The sequence below is a fragment of the Sphingomonas sp. HT-1 genome, from assembly GCF_048568905.1.
Classification (GTDB): domain Bacteria; phylum Pseudomonadota; class Alphaproteobacteria; order Sphingomonadales; family Sphingomonadaceae; genus Sphingomonas.
The window spans coordinates 2,325,338-2,340,904 of record NZ_CP183770.1 but is presented as its reverse complement, the minus strand read 5'-3'; the positions used below and the strand labels follow the sequence as shown (position 1 = coordinate 2,340,904).

The 15,567-nt window shown below is 65.4% G+C and carries 21 protein-coding genes; 15 read left to right on the top strand and 6 right to left on the bottom strand.

The genetic code is table 11. The features are described from left to right. Nucleotides 1-70: 70 nt before the first annotated feature. Both nth and dapB read right to left on the bottom strand, forming a co-directional pair. The gene (gene nth / locus ACNFJ7_RS10820) at nucleotides 71-724 is read right to left on the bottom strand and encodes an endonuclease III (protein ID WP_019368349.1); all 654 of its coding nucleotides are present in this window, start codon (nucleotides 722-724) and stop codon (nucleotides 71-73) included. Beyond that, on the bottom strand, nucleotides 721-1,449 hold the full coding sequence (gene dapB / locus ACNFJ7_RS10815) for a 4-hydroxy-tetrahydrodipicolinate reductase (RefSeq protein WP_019368350.1): 729 nt from the start codon (nucleotides 1,447-1,449) through the stop codon (nucleotides 721-723). Before dapB ends, nth begins: the two co-directional genes overlap by 4 nt. A gap of 172 nt (nucleotides 1,450-1,621) precedes the next feature. Between dapB and ACNFJ7_RS10810 the strand changes: the two genes are divergently transcribed. The 15 genes from ACNFJ7_RS10810 (at nucleotide 1,622) to ACNFJ7_RS10740 (ending at nucleotide 12,199) form a co-directional block, all read left to right on the top strand. Next, nucleotides 1,622-2,329: an NAD-dependent deacylase gene (locus tag ACNFJ7_RS10810; RefSeq protein ID WP_019368351.1), complete on the top strand. Its 708-nt coding sequence runs from the start codon at nucleotides 1,622-1,624 to the stop codon at nucleotides 2,327-2,329. 67 nt (nucleotides 2,330-2,396) lie between these two features. Then, nucleotides 2,397-2,972, top strand: coding sequence for a NifU family protein (locus ACNFJ7_RS10805; RefSeq protein ID WP_019368352.1), 576 nt, complete (start codon nucleotides 2,397-2,399; stop codon nucleotides 2,970-2,972). A gap of 49 nt (nucleotides 2,973-3,021) precedes the next feature. Continuing rightward, nucleotides 3,022-3,615 (top strand): malonic semialdehyde reductase, encoded by a 594-nt coding sequence (locus ACNFJ7_RS10800; protein WP_019368353.1) that lies wholly within the window; start codon nucleotides 3,022-3,024, stop codon nucleotides 3,613-3,615. A 32-nt stretch (nucleotides 3,616-3,647) separates the two neighbouring features. Further along, nucleotides 3,648-4,292, top strand: coding sequence for a tRNA (adenosine(37)-N6)-threonylcarbamoyltransferase complex dimerization subunit type 1 TsaB (tsaB, locus tag ACNFJ7_RS10795; protein WP_019368354.1), 645 nt, complete (start codon nucleotides 3,648-3,650; stop codon nucleotides 4,290-4,292). Between the two features lie 2 nt (nucleotides 4,293-4,294). Continuing rightward, nucleotides 4,295-4,765, top strand: a complete 471-nt coding sequence (locus tag ACNFJ7_RS10790; RefSeq protein WP_019368355.1) for a GNAT family N-acetyltransferase — start codon at nucleotides 4,295-4,297, stop codon at nucleotides 4,763-4,765. Nucleotides 4,766-4,877: 112 nt separating this feature from the next. Then, complete coding sequence (locus ACNFJ7_RS10785; protein WP_019368356.1) at nucleotides 4,878-5,294, top strand: MucR family transcriptional regulator; 417 nt, start codon at nucleotides 4,878-4,880, stop codon at nucleotides 5,292-5,294. A 136-nt stretch (nucleotides 5,295-5,430) separates the two neighbouring features. Beyond that, complete coding sequence (locus ACNFJ7_RS10780) at nucleotides 5,431-5,853, top strand: Fur family transcriptional regulator (RefSeq protein WP_026008925.1); 423 nt, start codon at nucleotides 5,431-5,433, stop codon at nucleotides 5,851-5,853. After that, nucleotides 5,831-6,724: a 1-acyl-sn-glycerol-3-phosphate acyltransferase gene (locus ACNFJ7_RS10775; RefSeq protein ID WP_019368358.1), complete on the top strand. Its 894-nt coding sequence runs from the start codon at nucleotides 5,831-5,833 to the stop codon at nucleotides 6,722-6,724. The genes ACNFJ7_RS10780 and ACNFJ7_RS10775 overlap by 23 nt, the downstream gene beginning before the upstream one ends. A 177-nt stretch (nucleotides 6,725-6,901) precedes the next feature. Then, the gene (gene miaB, locus ACNFJ7_RS10770) at nucleotides 6,902-8,212 is read left to right on the top strand and encodes a tRNA (N6-isopentenyl adenosine(37)-C2)-methylthiotransferase MiaB (protein ID WP_019368359.1); all 1,311 of its coding nucleotides are present in this window, start codon (nucleotides 6,902-6,904) and stop codon (nucleotides 8,210-8,212) included. 199 nt (nucleotides 8,213-8,411) lie between these two features. Beyond that, nucleotides 8,412-9,416, top strand: a complete 1,005-nt coding sequence (locus ACNFJ7_RS10765; protein ID WP_019368360.1) for a PhoH family protein — start codon at nucleotides 8,412-8,414, stop codon at nucleotides 9,414-9,416. A gap of 51 nt (nucleotides 9,417-9,467) precedes the next feature. Then, the gene (locus ACNFJ7_RS10760) at nucleotides 9,468-9,716 is read left to right on the top strand and encodes a type II toxin-antitoxin system VapB family antitoxin (protein WP_019368361.1); all 249 of its coding nucleotides are present in this window, start codon (nucleotides 9,468-9,470) and stop codon (nucleotides 9,714-9,716) included. After that, nucleotides 9,713-10,105 carry a type II toxin-antitoxin system VapC family toxin gene (locus tag ACNFJ7_RS10755; RefSeq protein WP_019368362.1) on the top strand — a complete coding sequence of 131 codons (393 nt, stop codon included), beginning with the start codon at nucleotides 9,713-9,715 and terminating at the stop codon, nucleotides 10,103-10,105. Before ACNFJ7_RS10760 ends, ACNFJ7_RS10755 begins: the two co-directional genes overlap by 4 nt. Continuing rightward, nucleotides 10,105-10,614 carry an rRNA maturation RNase YbeY gene (gene ybeY, locus ACNFJ7_RS10750; protein WP_019368363.1) on the top strand — a complete coding sequence of 170 codons (510 nt, stop codon included), beginning with the start codon at nucleotides 10,105-10,107 and terminating at the stop codon, nucleotides 10,612-10,614. Before ACNFJ7_RS10755 ends, ybeY begins: the two co-directional genes overlap by 1 nt. An 8-nt stretch (nucleotides 10,615-10,622) precedes the next feature. Next, nucleotides 10,623-11,534, top strand: coding sequence for a hemolysin family protein (locus tag ACNFJ7_RS10745; protein ID WP_026008928.1), 912 nt, complete (start codon nucleotides 10,623-10,625; stop codon nucleotides 11,532-11,534). Between the two features lie 86 nt (nucleotides 11,535-11,620). Then, entirely contained in the window at nucleotides 11,621-12,199 is a 579-nt protein-coding gene (locus ACNFJ7_RS10740; protein WP_019368365.1) for an outer membrane beta-barrel protein, read from the top strand. 3 nt (nucleotides 12,200-12,202) lie between these two features. On the opposite strand, the gene pgeF is transcribed toward ACNFJ7_RS10740, so the two are convergent. Genes pgeF through lgt form a run of 4 tightly spaced genes read right to left on the bottom strand, consistent with a single transcriptional unit; the run spans nucleotide 12,203 to nucleotide 15,456 of the window. After that, nucleotides 12,203-12,970, bottom strand: a complete 768-nt coding sequence (gene pgeF / locus ACNFJ7_RS10735) for a peptidoglycan editing factor PgeF (protein ID WP_019368366.1) — start codon at nucleotides 12,968-12,970, stop codon at nucleotides 12,203-12,205. Next, entirely contained in the window at nucleotides 12,967-13,470 is a 504-nt protein-coding gene (locus tag ACNFJ7_RS10730; protein WP_019368367.1) for a GNAT family N-acetyltransferase, read from the bottom strand. Before ACNFJ7_RS10730 ends, pgeF begins: the two co-directional genes overlap by 4 nt. Next, nucleotides 13,467-14,567 (bottom strand): class I SAM-dependent methyltransferase, encoded by a 1,101-nt coding sequence (locus ACNFJ7_RS10725; protein ID WP_019368368.1) that lies wholly within the window; start codon nucleotides 14,565-14,567, stop codon nucleotides 13,467-13,469. Before ACNFJ7_RS10725 ends, ACNFJ7_RS10730 begins: the two co-directional genes overlap by 4 nt. A 10-nt stretch (nucleotides 14,568-14,577) precedes the next feature. Continuing rightward, nucleotides 14,578-15,456, bottom strand: coding sequence for a prolipoprotein diacylglyceryl transferase (gene lgt / locus ACNFJ7_RS10720; protein WP_026008930.1), 879 nt, complete (start codon nucleotides 15,454-15,456; stop codon nucleotides 14,578-14,580). Between the last annotated feature and the right edge of the window lie 111 nt (nucleotides 15,457-15,567).

The window sequence follows — 15,567 nt, the reverse complement described above, 5'->3', positions numbered from 1 at the left end:
TCGCCTAGCAAAGCAATTCGGGGAAGGCCAGCCCGTTTCGGCAGGCGGCGCGTTTCCGGTGCAGGAAAGCTTATGCCGCCTTGCGCCCCGGCGGTGGGGTTTTCGCTTTGAAGGCGCAAAGATCGGTGACGGGGCAGCGCCAGCATTCGGGCGTTCGTGCCTTACAAACATAGCGGCCGTGCAGGATCAGCCAGTGGTGCGCGTGCATGCGAAAGGGCTGGGGTACCGCTTTTTCCAGTTTCAGCTCCACCGCCAGCGGAGTCTTGCCGGGGGCGAGTCCGGTACGGTTGCAGACGCGGAACAGGTGCGTATCGACGGCGAAGGTCTCTGCGCCGAACGCCACGTTCATCACCACGTTCGCGGTCTTGCGGCCGACGCCCGGTAGCTGTTCCAGCGCGTCGCGATCGGCGGGGACCTCGCCGTTATGGTCGCGGATCAGCGCTTCAGAGAGCGCGATGACGTTTTTGGCCTTGGTGTTGAACAGGCCAATCGTCTTGATGTACTCCTTCAACCCTGCCTCGCCGAGCGCCACCATTTTCTCGGGCGTGTCGACCTGCGCAAAGAGCGCGCGCGTCGCCTTGTTGACGCCAGCATCGGTTGCCTGGGCGGAGAGCACCACCGCCACCAGCAGCGTAAAGGTGTTGACGGATTCGAGCTCCGTCTCCGGGTGCGGATTGTCCGCCGCCAGCCGCGCGAAGAACTCGACGACCGCTGCCTTCTTCACACGCCGAGTACCTGATCCATCGTGTAGCGGCCCGGCTCTCGGCCGGCGAGCCAGAGCGCGGCGCGGATCGCGCCCTTGGCGAAGATCGCGCGATCGTCGGCGCGGTGGATCAGTTCGATTCGCTCGCCGTCGCTGGCGAAGACGACACTATGGTCGCCGATCACCGATCCGCCGCGCAGGCTGGCCATGCCGATCGTGCCGGCGGCACGGGGGCCAGTGAGGCCGGCACGGTCGCTGACGCCTGCTTCGGCCAGCGTGGTTCCCATTGCCTCCGCCGCGGCCGCACCGAGCATCAGCGCGGTGCCGGAGGGGGCATCGGCCTTGTTGCGATGGTGCATCTCGACGATCTCGATGTCCCAATCCTGGCCGAGCCGGCGGGCCGCTTCCTGCACCAGACGCGAGAGCAGGCCGATGCCGAGCGAGGTGTTGCCGGTCTGCAGCACGGCGATCTCGGCAGCGGCGGCATCGATCATGCGGTGGTGGCGCTCGGCAAGGCCGGTGGTGCCGATCACGATCGGGGTACGTGCAGCGCGGGCGGCAGCGAGATTCGCCTCGAGCGCGGCCGGCGCCGAGAAGTCGACGATCACATCGGCCTTGCGTGCCAGCGCGGCGGGATCGTCGCCCACGTCCACGCCGCCCGCCGCCTGCGCGCCGAATTCGGGAAGGGCGGCGCTGATCGCCTGGCCCATCCGCCCCATGCTGCCGAAGATGCCGATACTCGTCATGGGCCGCGCTGTTGCACGATCCCGTAGCGGAACGACAGAGGCTATTTTTACGGATCCTTCGCCTTTTTCTTGTGCGGCCCGCCGTGCATGGATGCGCGGGCCAGCGCAGATTGAGCATATCCGGCAATGCGGCGTTGATCCGCTAGCCGCTTCGGGGCGAAGGGGAGAAACCATGCCGAACACGCGCAACATCGTCGTCCTAACGGGTGCCGGCATCTCGGCAGAAAGCGGCGTCGCCACCTTCCGCGGCCCGGGTGGACTGTGGGAGGGGCATCGGGTGGAGGATGTCTGCACGCCAGAGGCGCTGGCGCGGGATCCGGCGCTGGTGCATCGCTTCTATGATTTGCGGCGCGAAGCGCTGGCGGGGGTGCAGCCCAATGCCGCGCACCAGGCGCTGGCACGGCTCGATGCTGCCTGGCCGGGCGAGCTGCTGATCGTGACCCAAAATGTCGACGATCTGCACGAGCGCGCCGGCGCGACCCGGCTGCTGCACATGCACGGCGAACTTCTGTCTGCCCTGTGCGCTGCGTGCGGCATTCGCGAGCGCTGGACCGACGCGCTCCCCCCCGAAAGCGAATGCCCCCATTGCGGGATGCTCGCCCTGCGCCCCGACATCGTGTTCTTCGGCGAAATGCCGTATCAGATGGAGCGGATCGAAGCGGCGCTCGCAGAGGCTGACTTGTTCGTCTCCATCGGTACCTCGGGTGCGGTTTATCCGGCGGCGGGCTTCGTGCGCACCGCACGGCATTATGGTGCTGAGACGCTGGAGATGAACCTGGAGCCGTCGGGCGGCAGCCACTGGTTCGACGAAAGCCGGATGGGGCCGGCCGGCGTGCTGGTGCCCCAATGGGTGGAAGCGGTGCTCGCCGGCGCCGGATAGCGCATCTTTGGCTGGGCATATCAGGGTGCAGCTTGATCCTGCGGCACCTTCGTCCCATGTGAGCGCCATGCTGATCGAGACCGAACTCACCCCCAATCCTGCCACGCTCAAGTTCCTGCCCGGCCGGGCGGTGATGGAGGTCGGCACGCGCGACTTCGCAAGCCCGGAAGAAGCGGAGGCTTCGCCGCTTGCAGATGCGCTGTTCGGCCTGGGCGACGTCACCGGGGTATTTTTCGGCCGCGACTTCATCTCGGTGACGGCGGCGCCCGGCGTCGATTGGGCGGGGCTGAAGCCCGACGTGCTCGGCATCCTGCTCGATCATTTCTCCGCGAACATGCCGCTGTTCGCGCAGGGCTCCGCCGCCGGATTCAGTGTCCCGCCGGAAAGCGCCGACTTCGGGGACAATCCGGAGGATGCCGATATCGTTACCCAGATCCGCGAACTGATCGATACCCGGATCCGCCCGGCCGTAGCCAACGACGGCGGCGACATCATCTATCGCGGTTTCGACCAGGGCAAAGTCTATCTGCAGATGCAGGGCGCGTGCGCCGGCTGCCCTTCTTCCACCGCGACGCTGAAGAACGGTATCGAGCAGCTGCTGAAATACTATGTTCCCGAAGTGACCGAGGTGCGCGCCGTCTGAGCGCCGCTCCCTCCGTTTCCTGCTTTCCCGAATCAAGGATCCGTACGCCATGGGCCAGCCGCTCGACGACGCCGCGCTCGACACCATCTTCCGCACTGCGCGCACGTATAACGGCTATACCGATGCACCGGTGACCGAGGCGGATGTCGCGCGCATCTACGATCTGCTGAAGATGGGACCCACCTCCGTCAACCAACAGTCCGCCCGTTTCGTCTGGCTGCTGAGCCAGCCCGCGAAGGACAAGCTGGCCGGTTTCGCAAGCGGCAGCAATGCCGAAAAGATCCGCAAGGCTCCCGCCAGCGTGATCATCGCCTATGACATGAATTTCCACGATCATCTGATCGACTTCTTCCCGCACGCGCCCGAGGCGAAGAACTGGTTCCCCACGGAAGCAGGTCGTCGCGAACAGGCTTTCCGCAATTCGTCGCTCCAGGGCGCCTATTTCATCATTGCGGCGCGGGCGCTCGGCTTCGATACCGGGCCGATGTCGGGCTTCGACAATGCCAAGGTGGACGAGGCCTTTTTCGCCGACCAGCCTGGCGTGAAGTCGAACTTCATCTCGACATTGGGCGTGGGCGATCCGTCGACATTGCATGATCGGTCGCCGCGCCCCGGCTTTGATCGCTTCAACCGGGTGATTTGACCTTTTGCGGTACTTCTGGCTAGCGCGGGGCAATGGCTGAAGCCCCGCGACTGCTCATCCTCGAAACCGCCACGGCCGCCTGTTCGGTGGCATTGCTGGTGGATGGTGCCGTGCTCGCCGAACGGCATGAAGTGGTCGGCCGCGGGCACGCCGAACGGCTGATCCCGATGATCGCCGAACTGCCCGGCGGCGGGCGCGCCGATGCGATTCTGGTCGATGTCGGCCCCGGCAGCTTCACCGGTGTGCGCGTTGGCCTAGCCGCGGCGCGCGGCCTGGCGATCGGCTGGGGCGTGCCGGTCCGGGGATATTCGTCGCTTGCACTGATCGCCGCCGCCGCCTTTGCCGAAGATGCCCAGCTGGATCGTTTGGCGGTGGTTCTGGAAGGCGGTCATGGCGAAGTGTTCGTCCAGCATTTCAGCGCCGATCCGCTGATGGAGACCGGGCCGCTCGCGTCGATGCTTCCGCAAGCGGCGCTGCAGGGGCTGGACGGTCGGCCGGCGATCGGCAGCGGCACCCGGCGCCTTGCTGCGCTGGCGGAAGGGCTGGACCTGCGCGAGGCCTTGCCGCGTGCCGCCGATGCGGTGCTGCTGCCAGCCGATTTCGCGGCACTTGCACCGCGGCCTCTGTACGGGCGGGCGCCGGACGCGAAAACGCTGGCGGAGCGCGGACTGGCATGAATATGAAAGCGTCGCTCATCGAGTTGCGCGAAGGCGGGACGCAGGATCTCGCCGCGGTCGGTCGCATCATGCACGCGGCCTTCGATCCGCAATATGGCGAGGCATGGACCTCCGCCCAGTGCATGGGCATGCTGGCGCTTTCCGGTGTCTGGCTGACGATCGCCAGTGTCGACGGCAAGGATTGCGGCTTCGCGATGGCGCGGGCGATGCTCGACGAGGCCGAACTGCTGCTGTTGGCGACGCACCCGGATTCGCGCGGTCGCGGCATCGGCGGCGCCTTGCTGCGCGCGGTCATTGCCGAAGCGCGCAATCGTCGTGCCGTGAAATTGCATCTGGAGGTGCGAGCCGGCAATGATGCGATGCAGCTTTATCATCGCGAGGGCTTTGGCAAGGTTGGTGAAAGGCGCGGCTATTATCGTGGAACTACCGGCCAATCTTTCGATGCTCTCACATTGGCACGATCGCTACGATAAAAATTTGCTGGACTTGCGACTTCATCTCTTGCCATTCGTTCGGCGTGGCACGATAGGGCGTATCAGGTGACACAGTTGATAGTCGCCATCAAAACGGGTCGAAAGGAATATCATGGAAGCTTCATCTGAGATTCACGAAACGCTTATTGCACTGACCGCCGATATTGTTGCTGCGCATGTCAGCAATAACAGCGTCGCGGTTTCGGATCTTCCGCAGCTTATCCAGAACGTTCACGGCGCGCTGACCGGCCTTGGCACGGTGCAGCCCGAGCCGGAAGTGAAGCAGGAGCCCGCGGTTTCGGTGCGCGCGTCTGTCAAGCCGGACTATATCGTCTGTCTCGAAGACGGTAAGAAGCTGAAGATGCTGAAGCGTCACCTGATGACGCACTATCAGATGACGCCGGAGCAGTACCGCGCCAAGTGGAACCTGCCCGCCGATTATCCGATGGTCGCGCCGAACTATGCCGAGCAGCGCCGCAGCCTGGCGAAGAAGATCGGCCTCGGCACCAAGCGTCGCAAGACGCGCTGATCGCTTCGATCCCCCAGGATCCGCAGTTGCGAGCGCCGGCGCGGGGAATGCTCCCGGGCCGGCGCTTTCGTCTCGGCCAATCCTTCAGGCAGAGACGGCTCTTTTCCCCGAGCGGTAATCGGGCTACATGAACGCCATGTCTCGCAAGATCGATCTCGAAGCGCTTTGCCACGAAAAAGGGCTGCGCATTACCGAACAGCGCAAGGTGATCGCCCGCGTCCTTTCCGACGCAGATGACCATCCCGACGTGGAAAAGGTCTATGAGCGCGCCGCCGCAATCGATCCGGGCATTTCGATCGCTACTGTCTACCGCACCGTGCGGCTGTTCGAGGAAGCGGGCATCCTCGATCGGCACGATTTCGGCGATGGCCGCGCCCGCTATGAGCCGGCGCCGGAAGCGCATCACGATCACCTGATCGATGTTGAAAGCGGCAAGGTGATCGAGTTTGTCGATCCCGAGTTGGAACTGCTGCAGAAGCAGATTGCCGAACGGCTCGGCTTCCGTCTGGTCGATCACCGCATGGAACTTTACGGGGTTGCGCTCGACCGCAAGAACTGAGCGCGCCCGGCGTCGCCGCGAAGAAGCCACCCAGGGGCTGCCGACGCGGCTGACCGGCGCGGAGCAGGCACGGCTGTGGTTCCGCGTGGCGCGGCTGGTGTTCGCGGTGCTGATCCATGTGCCGCTCCACTATCTTTTCCGCTTGGTTCGGCTGCCCTCGCCCTGGCCGCGGCTGTTTCTCGGCAGTGCTGCACGGATCGCCGGCGCCAAGGTCAAGCGTGTCGGCACGCCGCTGAAACGTGACGTTTTCTATATCTCCAACCATCTGAGCTGGATCGATATTCTCGCATTGGGCGGGGCGAGCGGCACAGCCTTCGTCGCCAAGGCGGAGATCGGCGCCTCGCCGCTGGTCGGCTGGCTCGCGGGGCTCAACCGCACCGTTTACGTGAAGCGTGAGAACCGCATGGGCGTGGCGGAACAGATCAACCAGTTGCGGGATGCACTGGCCGAAACCTGGGCCGTCACGATCTTTCCCGAAGGCACCACGACCGATGGCAAGTCGCTGCTGCCGTTCAAGACGCCGATGCTTCGCGTGCTGGAACCGCCGCCGCCCGGCGTGATGGTGCAGCCGGTGTTGCTCGATTACGGCGCAGCCGCCGAGGACATTGCCTGGATCGGTCAGGAGCGCGGGCTGAACAACGCTAGGCGGGTACTTGCGCGCAAGCAGCGTTTCCGGCTTCGCGTGCATTTCCTCGAGCCTTTCGATCCGCGCGACTTCCCGGGCCGCAAGGCGATCGCAGCGGAAAGCCGGCGGCGCATCGAAGAAGCGCTGGTGCGCACGCTGGGGCACCCGCTGCGGCCGTTTCGCTTCGCGGAGGATCCGATCGGGTACAAGGCGCCGGCTGATGGTGCGATCCATCGCTCCGCATAAGCGGTCATTCCGGCGAAAGCCCGAATCCATTCGCCTGTCGCTGCCAGCACGAGCCTGAACGGAGATCCCAATGGGTTCCGGCTTTCGCTGGGATGACGTGGATGGCGGTGGTGCTCCATCGCGGTAGCGCCCAAGGTCTGTTTTTCGCCGCCTTTCACGCGTATAGCCGCGCCGATCATGACCACCCCCAAGACCTATCACGTCAAGTCGTACGGCTGCCAGATGAACGTCTATGACGGCGAGCGCATGGGCGAGCTGATGGCCGCCCAGGGCCTCGTCGCCGCCGAAGCGGACCAGGCCGATCTCGTCGTCCTCAACACCTGTCATATTCGCGAGAAGGCGACCGAAAAGGTCTATTCGGAGATCGGGCGGCTGAAGTTGCGCGAAAGCGGCAAGCCAATGATCGCGGTGGCCGGCTGCGTCGCGCAGGCCGAGGGCGAGGAGATCGCCCGCCGCGCCAAGGTGGACGTGGTGGTCGGGCCGCAGGCTTATCATAACCTGCCTGACCTCGTCGCCAAGGCGGCCGAGGGCAAGCTCGGCCTCGACACCGACATGCCGATCGCGAGCAAGTTCGGAAAGCTGCCGGCGCGGCGTAAGGTGGGTGCGAGCGCGTTCCTTACCGTGCAGGAAGGCTGCGACAAGTTCTGCACCTATTGCGTGGTGCCCTATACCCGCGGCGCCGAGGTAAGCCGGCCCTATGCCGCGATTGTCGACGAGGCGAAGGCGCTGGTCGATGCCGGCGCGCGCGAGATCACGCTGCTTGGCCAGAACGTCAACGCGTGGGGCGATGACGACGGCCGCGGCCTGCACGACTTGATCGTCGCGCTCGACCGGATCGAGGGCTTGGCCCGCATCCGCTACACCACCAGCCACCCCAACGACATGGCCGAAGGACTGATCGAGGCGCACGGCCATGTGGCCAAGCTGATGCCGTTCCTGCATTTGCCGGTGCAGGCGGGCAGCGATCGCATCCTGAAAGCCATGAATCGCAGCCACACGCGCGATTCGTACCTGCGCATCATCGATCGGGTCCGCGCCGCGCGGTCCGATATTGCGCTGTCCGGCGACTTCATCGTTGCCTTTCCCGGCGAGACCGAAGCAGAGTTCGAGGAGACGCTGCAGCTGGTCGATGCCGTCGGCTATGCCCAGTGCTTCAGCTTCAAATATTCGCCGCGCCCGGGTACGCCGGCGGCAGAGCTGGTCGATCAGTATCTGCCTGCCGAAGTGGCCGACGAACGGCTCCAGCGGTTGCAGGCGGCGCTGGGCCGCCATTCGCAGGCGTTCAACGCGGCGAGCGTCGGCCGGCGCTGCGCAGTTCTGATCGAGCGGGTTGGGCGCCGTCCCGGCCAGATGATCGGCAAGTCTCCCTGGCTGCAATCTGTGCATCTGGAGACGAATGCCAAGATCGGCGACCTGATCGAGGTGGAGATCGTGAGCGCAGGGCCCAACTCGCTTGGTGGACGCGAACTGGGACCGCACGCCGGCTGAGCGGCGGCGGGGCGGCTGTCGCCCGCTTGTCACACCCGCGCGCTATCGGCAGGCAGACGCAGGTTGGGCTTGTGTCCGCCTGCGTTCGTCTGTCAATCTCGCCTTCGATCATGCGCCAAGGAACCTCCGCCCCTCGCCAAGGTTTGCCCCGCCGGGGCCGCATGCCTTTTCCGCACGCTCCCAGCATCGAAAGGACCGCATGAGCCGCAAGCCTGTCCCCGCCCAGCCCGGTCAACGCTCTCGGGTAGAGGTAAATTTCGACAAGCCGCAGCTCCTGCCCCAGCTTTTCGGTGAGTTCGACGCCAATCTGCTGATGCTGGAAGAACGATTGGGTGTGTACATCCATGCGCGCGGCCAGCGGGTGGTGATCGAAGGCACTGCCGAGGCGGTGGCGCACGCCCGCGAAGTGCTGCAGGAGCTGCACAGCCGGGTTATCCGCGGCGAGGATGTCGATGGCGGGCTTATCGACGCGGTGGTCGCCATGTCGAGCGAGCCGATGTTCACCGGCATCGTCCGCGCGGAACCTGCGGGCAGCAGCGCGCCGCCCTCGATCATGATCCGGACGCGCAAGAAGACGATCGTGCCGCGCTCGGTGACGCAGACGCACTATATGCGCGAGCTGGCATCGAACGACCTGATCTTCGCGCTCGGCCCGGCGGGCACCGGCAAGACCTATCTCGCGGTCGCGCAGGCGGTGGCGCAGCTGATCAGCGGCAGCGTGCAGCGGCTGATCCTGTCGCGCCCGGCGGTGGAGGCAGGCGAGCGACTGGGCTTCCTGCCGGGCGACATGAAGGAGAAGGTCGATCCCTATCTCCGCCCGATTTACGACGCGCTCTACGACTGCCTGCCCGCCGAACAGGTGGAGCGGCGGATCGCGAGCGGCGAGATCGAGATTGCGCCAATCGCGTTCATGCGTGGCCGCACGCTCGCTGAGGCCTTCGTCATCCTCGACGAGGCGCAGAATACCACGCCGATGCAGATGAAGATGTTCCTCACCCGCTTCGGACAGGGCAGCCGGATGGTGATCTGCGGCGACCCGAAGCAGACCGACCTTCCCGGTGGCCCGGCCGCGTCGGGTCTGAACGACGCGGTCACCCGGCTGGAAGGCGTGGAGGGCATTTCGATGGTGCGTTTCGGCGTCGGCGATGTGGTGCGCCACCCGATCGTGGGCCGCATCGTCGCGGCCTATGAGGGGGAAGGTTGAAGTGCGGGATATCCCGTCCTACGTTCGGGATATCCCATTTGGAGACGCAGCGTGGCATCGCTCTACATCAAGGATAGCGAGACGACCGAGCGGGTCAGCCGTTTAGCTGCGCGGCTGGGCCTCTCCAAGACTGAGGCGGTTCGCCTTGCTGTGGAGGCGCTAGAGCAGCGCAGCGATGCCGACACGCTGCCGCGGGCGCGCGACTGGCTCGCGCAGTTCGACGCGCGCTTCCCCGTGCCCGAGGCGCGGGAAGCCCCTGCAGACAAAGCGTTCTTCGATTCGCTCTCCGGCGATCTGTGACGCTGTTCGTCGACGCATCCGCTGCCATCGCTATTCTGGGCGGCGAGCCGGAGCGCGAAATGATGCTGGCCCGGCTGTTGGACGAGGACGCGATCTGGTCGCCGGTTGCACGATGGGAAACGATCGTCGGACTTCACAAAGCCTACCGACTGACCCTGCCCGAGGCGACGCAGCGCACCTTCGCCTTTGCTGAGGATCTGCGCGTCCGTATGGTCGCGATCGGCGAGCAGGAAGCCGATCTGGCTCTCCGGAGTTATGCAGTCTACGGCAAGGGCGTGCACCCGGCCGCGCTCAACATGGGCGATTGCTTCGCCTATGCCTGCGCGGTCGCGAACAATGCCCGCTTGCTCTACAAAGGGAATGACTTTGTCCAGACGGACCTCGCCTGATGCTTGACGTTGCCGCTCTCCCTGAAGCACCCTGGCCGGAAGGCGACTGGGAAACGCTTGCGCTTCGCGCCGTCGAGGCGGCGATCGCGCAGACGCCCTATGCCGAATGGCGCGGCTGGCCCACCGCCGTCGAAGTCGCGGTGCGCTTCACCAGCGATGACGAAGTTCATACGCTCAACCGCCAGTATCGCGACAAGGACAAGCCAACCAACGTGCTGTCCTTCCCGATGATCCAGCCCGATCTGCTCGACGCCGTCACCCAGAACAGCGACGATGGCGAAGTATTGCTCGGCGATATCGTGCTGGCCCATGGCGTCTGTTCGGTCGAGGCGGCCGAGCGCAGTGTTGCAGTGGAAGATCATGCCACGCATCTCATTGTCCACGGCATGCTGCATCTGCTAGGCTATGACCATATGGGGGATGCCGAAGCGGAAGCCATGGAGGCGATGGAACAGGCTGCGATGGCCTCCCTGAACCTGCACGATCCCTATCCCGTACGCGAGGATTGAACACCAACATGAACGAGGGCCCGAGTACCGGCTCGCCTGAACACCGACACGAAAATGGCGGCATCTGGCGCAGTTTGCGCGCGCTCCTGTTCGGCGAGGAACAGGAAGAAACGCTGCGCGAGCGCCTGGAAGAAGCGATCGAGGAGCATGAGAGCGACGGCGGCACCCCGCCGGCCGGCGACCTCGCCCCGATCGAGCGGCAGATGCTCAAGAACCTGCTGCACTTCGGCGAGCGCGATGCCGGGGACGTCGGCGTGCCGCGCGCGGATATCGTCGCGGTGGAGGAGCAGACAAGCTTCGCCAGGCTCGTTCAGCTCTTCGCCGAGGCAGGACACAGCCGCTTGCCGGTCTATCGCGAAGAACTCGATACGATCATCGGCATGGTTCATATCAAGGACGTGTTCGAAATTCTGGCGAAGGGCGAGGAGCATCCGTCCAGCATTTCCGGGCTGATCCGCCAGCCGCTCTATGTGCCGCAATCGATGGGCGCGCTCGACCTCCTGGCCCAGATGCAGGTCAAGCGGACCCACCTTGCCATCGTGCTCGACGAATATTCGGGCACCGAAGGCCTGATCACGATCGAGGATCTGATTGAGGAAATTGTCGGCGAGATCGAGGACGAGCATGACGAGGCGCCCGCCGCGCTGATCGTGCCGATCGACGGCGGCGGCTGGGAAGCCGATGCCCGCGCCGAACTGGAAGACGTCGCCGAGATGGTTGATGCCCGCCTGGCCGAGGTGGAGGAAGATGTCGACACGATCGGTGGCCTTGCCTTCGTGCTTGCCGGGCATGTGCCGGAAGTCGGCGAATGCCTGGAACACGAAAGCGGCTGGAAGCTGGAAGTGATCGATGCCGACGAGCGCAAGGTCAATCGACTTCGGCTGCATCCACCGGAAGTGCGCGTAGAAGACGCGGCATAATAGTAGTACGAGCAAAAGTCGTTTCGTTCAGCATTCGTTTATTTCAATCGCCATAGCTTGAGGTTCTCTGAGGGGAGGGCTTTATCATGCGATTGATAGTTAGTACCGCCGCGCTGTTCGGTGCGGCTACTGCCCATGCGCAGCAAGCGCCGTTCACCGGAGCCTATGCCGGCGCCGACGCCGGCATGATCGAGCATCATTTTTATCTCGACGTTACGGTGAACGACCGGCCCTATTCGAGCCGCTATTATCGCGATACCGGTTTTGGCGGCGGTGGCTTTGCCGGTTACGACCTTGCGATCGCCCGGCGCTGGCGTATCGGTGGCGAACTGGAGGGGACGATCGGCGGCGGAACGCCCGAGGCAGTGATCCGCGACGGTTATCGCTATGGCCAATCGCCGCGCTTTGGGTTTCGCGCCACGGGCCGTCTGGGCTTCGTCGCAACGCCGCGACTGCTGCTTTATGGCAAGGGCGGCTATGGCGGGAATCGATATCGGCTGACCGGCAACTTTGCGGTGCAGGACGCGCATGGCTGGAGCAGCAGCTTCGCGGTGGGCGGCGGCGCGGAGTGGCGCGTCACCGAAGGCGTCGGGCTGAGGCTCGACTATACCCATGTCGACAACAGCAGCAACCAGCTGCTGCTGGGCATACCGATCCGCTTCTGACCTTTAGTCCGCGAGCCCGATCAGGCTGATCTGACGGCCGTAATCGGGCTCGCTGCGATGCGTCGCGCGGCGGAAGCTGAAGAAGCGCGCCTCGTTCGCATAGCTATCCAGCCCCAGCGCCTCAATCGTCCGCAGCCCGGCCAGCGCCAGCCGGTGGACGACATAGGCTTCCAGGTCGAACTGGAAATGCTCGGGGCGGCCATCGGCGAAGAAGCGTTCGTTGGCCGGATCCTGCTCGCAGAAGCGCTGGAAGAAGCCGGCATCGACCTCGTAGCTGGCGCGGGCGATACAGGGGCCTACGGCCGCCGCGATCCGCTCGCGGCGTGCGCCCAGGGCTTCCATCGCGGCGATCGTCGAATCGGTGACACCGCCGATCGCGCCCTTCCACCCCGCATGAGCAGCGCCGATCACCCCGGCCTCGCGGTCGGCGAACAGCACCGGGGCGCAATCGGCGGTGAGGATGCCGAGCAGCAGCCCCGGCTGGTTGGTGACCAGCGCATCGGCCCGCGGGCGCAGCGCTTCGTCGATCGGAGCGAGCACCGTCACCGCATCGGCCGAATGGACCTGGTAGACGGTGACCAGCCGCGCGCCCGGCAGAACGGCTTGTACCGCACGGCAGCGATTCTCGGCGATTGCAGCCGGATCGTCGTTCGACCCGATCCCGACGTTCAACCCCGCGACGATCCCGGTCGACACGCCGCCGCGGCGGCCGAGAAAGCCGTGCGGTACGTCAGCCAGCGCCCGGGCACGGTGGACGTCCACGCCGCTCACAGCGCCAGCCGCATCAGCCGATCCTCGTCGGCATGGTTGCCCACCATGAAGGCATAGGGTCCGCGATCCTCAAAGCCATAACGCTCGTAAAAGCGCTGGGCGCGATGGTTGTCGATGTAGACGGAAAGCCAGAGTTCGGTGGCCCCGCGCACCCGAGCGGTGGCCAGCGCCCAATCCATCAGCGCCTGGGCCGCACCGCTGCCCTTAGCGCGCTCGCGCAGATAGAGCTGGCGCAGCTCGATCGCCGGCCCTTGGGGTGTCGCCGGCAGGCTGATCGGGCCGAGCTTGCAATAGCCAGCTAGCCCTTCCCCGTCTTCGATCACGCGGAACGCGAAGCCGGGATCTGCAAGTTCCTGGGCCCAGCCCGGCACGGTAAAGCGTTCGAAGAAGCTGGCCAGATCCTCGGCCGCATAAAGATGCGCGAAGGTCGCCGTGAAGCTTTCCCGGAACAGCGCGTCAATCGCGGCGGCGTCGGCGGGGGTGGCGTCGCGAGCGTTCATGCGAACCCCGCCGGCACCGGCCAGCCTGGGGCGGTGATCGCCAGCACCTTGAACAGCGATCCCATCTGGTCACCCCCAACCAGTCGGTTGCGATCGGCAGCGATGGCATCACCGCGCTCGGGTGCTCCCCGGGCGAGAGCGCGGGCCCGCTCGTCGATGCCCAGCGCCTTCAGGAAATCGCCCTGAGTCACGGCGCCGTGCACGGTCAGCCCCTCGGCCTCGGCGGCTTCCTTCAGTGTGCCGAAATCAACATGCGCAGTCAGATCCGCCTCGCCGGGCGCGTCGAACGGGTTGGCGAAGGCATGGCCGCGCACCGCTTGCAGCGTGTCGCCGATCGCCGGGCCTTCATAGCCATAATCGATGATCAGTGCCGCGCCGCCCTGGCGGTGCAGTCGCTGGGCGAGCGCGCGCAGCAGCGCGACGCTGGCCGGAGAGGTTTCCAGGATAGAACCCGGCGCCGAATCGCGCAGCGCGGGCGGGATTACCGCGTTGAAGCTCCGGTCGCCGGTTACCGGGAGGAACAGCGTGTCCTGACAGGCAACCAGCCGCTCGCGCCAACCCTGCGCGGTCTGCACCAACTGACGGATCGGCAGCGCATCGAAAAACTCGTTGGCGACGACCAGCAGCGGGGCATCCTCCGGCAGGCCGACCAGATCGAGATGCCATTCGGCATTCGGCACGCGCTGTTTCTGGGCGGCACGCAGCACCGGGCTGGTCTCCAGGAAATCAACCGGCGGCGTAAAGCCTGCCTTGCCCATCGCGCGCAGTGCATCGGCTGCCAGGGTGCCGCGGCCCGGGCCGAACTCGACATAGCGTGTCTCTGCCGGTCGGCCGGCGCGGTCCCAGAGGTCCGCCAGCCACAAGCCGATCAATTCGCCGAACATCTGGCTGATTTCGGGCGCGGTGGTGAAATCGCCGCGCGCGCCCAGCGGATCGCGGGTGGCGTAATAATGCGCGTTCGCCGACCCCATGAACTGGGATAGCGGGATCGGGCCGGCCAGCGTGATCGCCCGCGCCAGCCGTTCGGGCAGCGCCGGCTCGGCGGCGTTGTCGCGCCGTTCGTCGGGCGCGGCGTTCAGGGGATTGTCGTTCGCCATCGGGGTCCGGTCAGGCGACGCTCGGCCCGGTGATCGCTTCCACGCGCTTGCGGCGGCGCTTGGCAGTGGCGATCAGCAGGATGCCGCCTGCGATCATCGGCAGGCACAGCCACTGGCCCATGTGCAGGCCGGTCATGTCGACCAGCCAGATGAGCTGGCGGTCTGGTTCGCGGAAGAACTCGACGAAGAAGCGGCACAGGCCATAGCCGAGCAGGAAGATGCCGGTCAGCTTGCCCGGCTGGTAGCGTGCATCGCTGCGCCAGAAGAAGAACCAGAGGACAAGGAACAGCAGAATGCCTTCCAGCCCGGCCTCATAGAGCTGGCTGGGGTGGCGCGCCGGTTCCACCAGCCCGGCGCGAACGGTACCCGGGAACACGATCGCCCAGGGCATGTCGCCGGGTTTGCCCCATAATTCGCCGTTTACGAAATTGGCAAGGCGGCCGAAGAACAGGCCGAACGGCGCGCAGCAGGCGACATAATCGTGGATGCGCAGCCAATCGAGCTTGTGCTGCCGCGCCAGCCACAGGATCGCCAGCGAGGTGCCGATCACACCGCCATGGAAGCTCATGCCGCCTTCCCACAGCATCAGGATCTGCAGCGGATGGCTGAGCATTTCGGGCGCGTAGAACAGCACATAGCCCAGCCGCCCACCCAGGATAATGCCCAGCGTCGCGTAGAACACCAGATCGTCGGCATGGCGCCGCCCCATCGGCGCGCCCGGCGCGGCCAGCAGCTTCATCAGGTACAGCCAGCCGAGCAGGATCCCGCTGATATAGGCCAGCGAATACCATTTGATCTGGAAGAAACCGAGATCGAGGGCCACCGGATCCAGGTGGAGATCGGCGAAATGCAGATGTCCGCCGGCAGCGGCAAGCAGGGTAGGCAGCACGTTCGATCCCCGGCGCAAAGAAACAATGGGCCCGCGATAGAGCCAAAACGCCCCGAACCCAAGGGGGTGCGATCAGGGTGATCGAAAGCCCATGCTGGCGTCGTGCGCGGC

Excerpts from the sequence above, each read along its gene's own strand:
- dapB (WP_019368350.1), bottom strand. The coding sequence starts at position 1,449 with ATGACGAGTATCGGCATCTTCGGCAGCATGGGGCGGATGGGCCAGGCG.
- ACNFJ7_RS10810 (WP_019368351.1), top strand. The coding sequence starts at position 1,622 with ATGCCGAACACGCGCAACATCGTCGTCCTAACGGGTGCCGGCATCTCG.
- ACNFJ7_RS10805 (WP_019368352.1), top strand. The coding sequence starts at position 2,397 with ATGCTGATCGAGACCGAACTCACCCCCAATCCTGCCACGCTCAAGTTC.
- ACNFJ7_RS10800 (WP_019368353.1), top strand. The coding sequence starts at position 3,022 with ATGGGCCAGCCGCTCGACGACGCCGCGCTCGACACCATCTTCCGCACT.
- tsaB (WP_019368354.1), top strand. The coding sequence starts at position 3,648 with ATGGCTGAAGCCCCGCGACTGCTCATCCTCGAAACCGCCACGGCCGCC.
- ACNFJ7_RS10790 (WP_019368355.1), top strand. The coding sequence starts at position 4,295 with ATGAAAGCGTCGCTCATCGAGTTGCGCGAAGGCGGGACGCAGGATCTC.
- ACNFJ7_RS10785 (WP_019368356.1), top strand. The coding sequence starts at position 4,878 with ATGGAAGCTTCATCTGAGATTCACGAAACGCTTATTGCACTGACCGCC.
- ACNFJ7_RS10780 (WP_026008925.1), top strand. The coding sequence starts at position 5,431 with ATGTCTCGCAAGATCGATCTCGAAGCGCTTTGCCACGAAAAAGGGCTG.
- miaB (WP_019368359.1), top strand. The coding sequence starts at position 6,902 with ATGACCACCCCCAAGACCTATCACGTCAAGTCGTACGGCTGCCAGATG.
- ACNFJ7_RS10765 (WP_019368360.1), top strand. The coding sequence starts at position 8,412 with ATGAGCCGCAAGCCTGTCCCCGCCCAGCCCGGTCAACGCTCTCGGGTA.
- ybeY (WP_019368363.1), top strand. The coding sequence starts at position 10,105 with ATGCTTGACGTTGCCGCTCTCCCTGAAGCACCCTGGCCGGAAGGCGAC.
- ACNFJ7_RS10745 (WP_026008928.1), top strand. The coding sequence starts at position 10,623 with ATGAACGAGGGCCCGAGTACCGGCTCGCCTGAACACCGACACGAAAAT.
- ACNFJ7_RS10740 (WP_019368365.1), top strand. The coding sequence starts at position 11,621 with ATGCGATTGATAGTTAGTACCGCCGCGCTGTTCGGTGCGGCTACTGCC.
- ACNFJ7_RS10730 (WP_019368367.1), bottom strand. The coding sequence starts at position 13,470 with ATGAACGCTCGCGACGCCACCCCCGCCGACGCCGCCGCGATTGACGCG.
- ACNFJ7_RS10725 (WP_019368368.1), bottom strand. The coding sequence starts at position 14,567 with ATGGCGAACGACAATCCCCTGAACGCCGCGCCCGACGAACGGCGCGAC.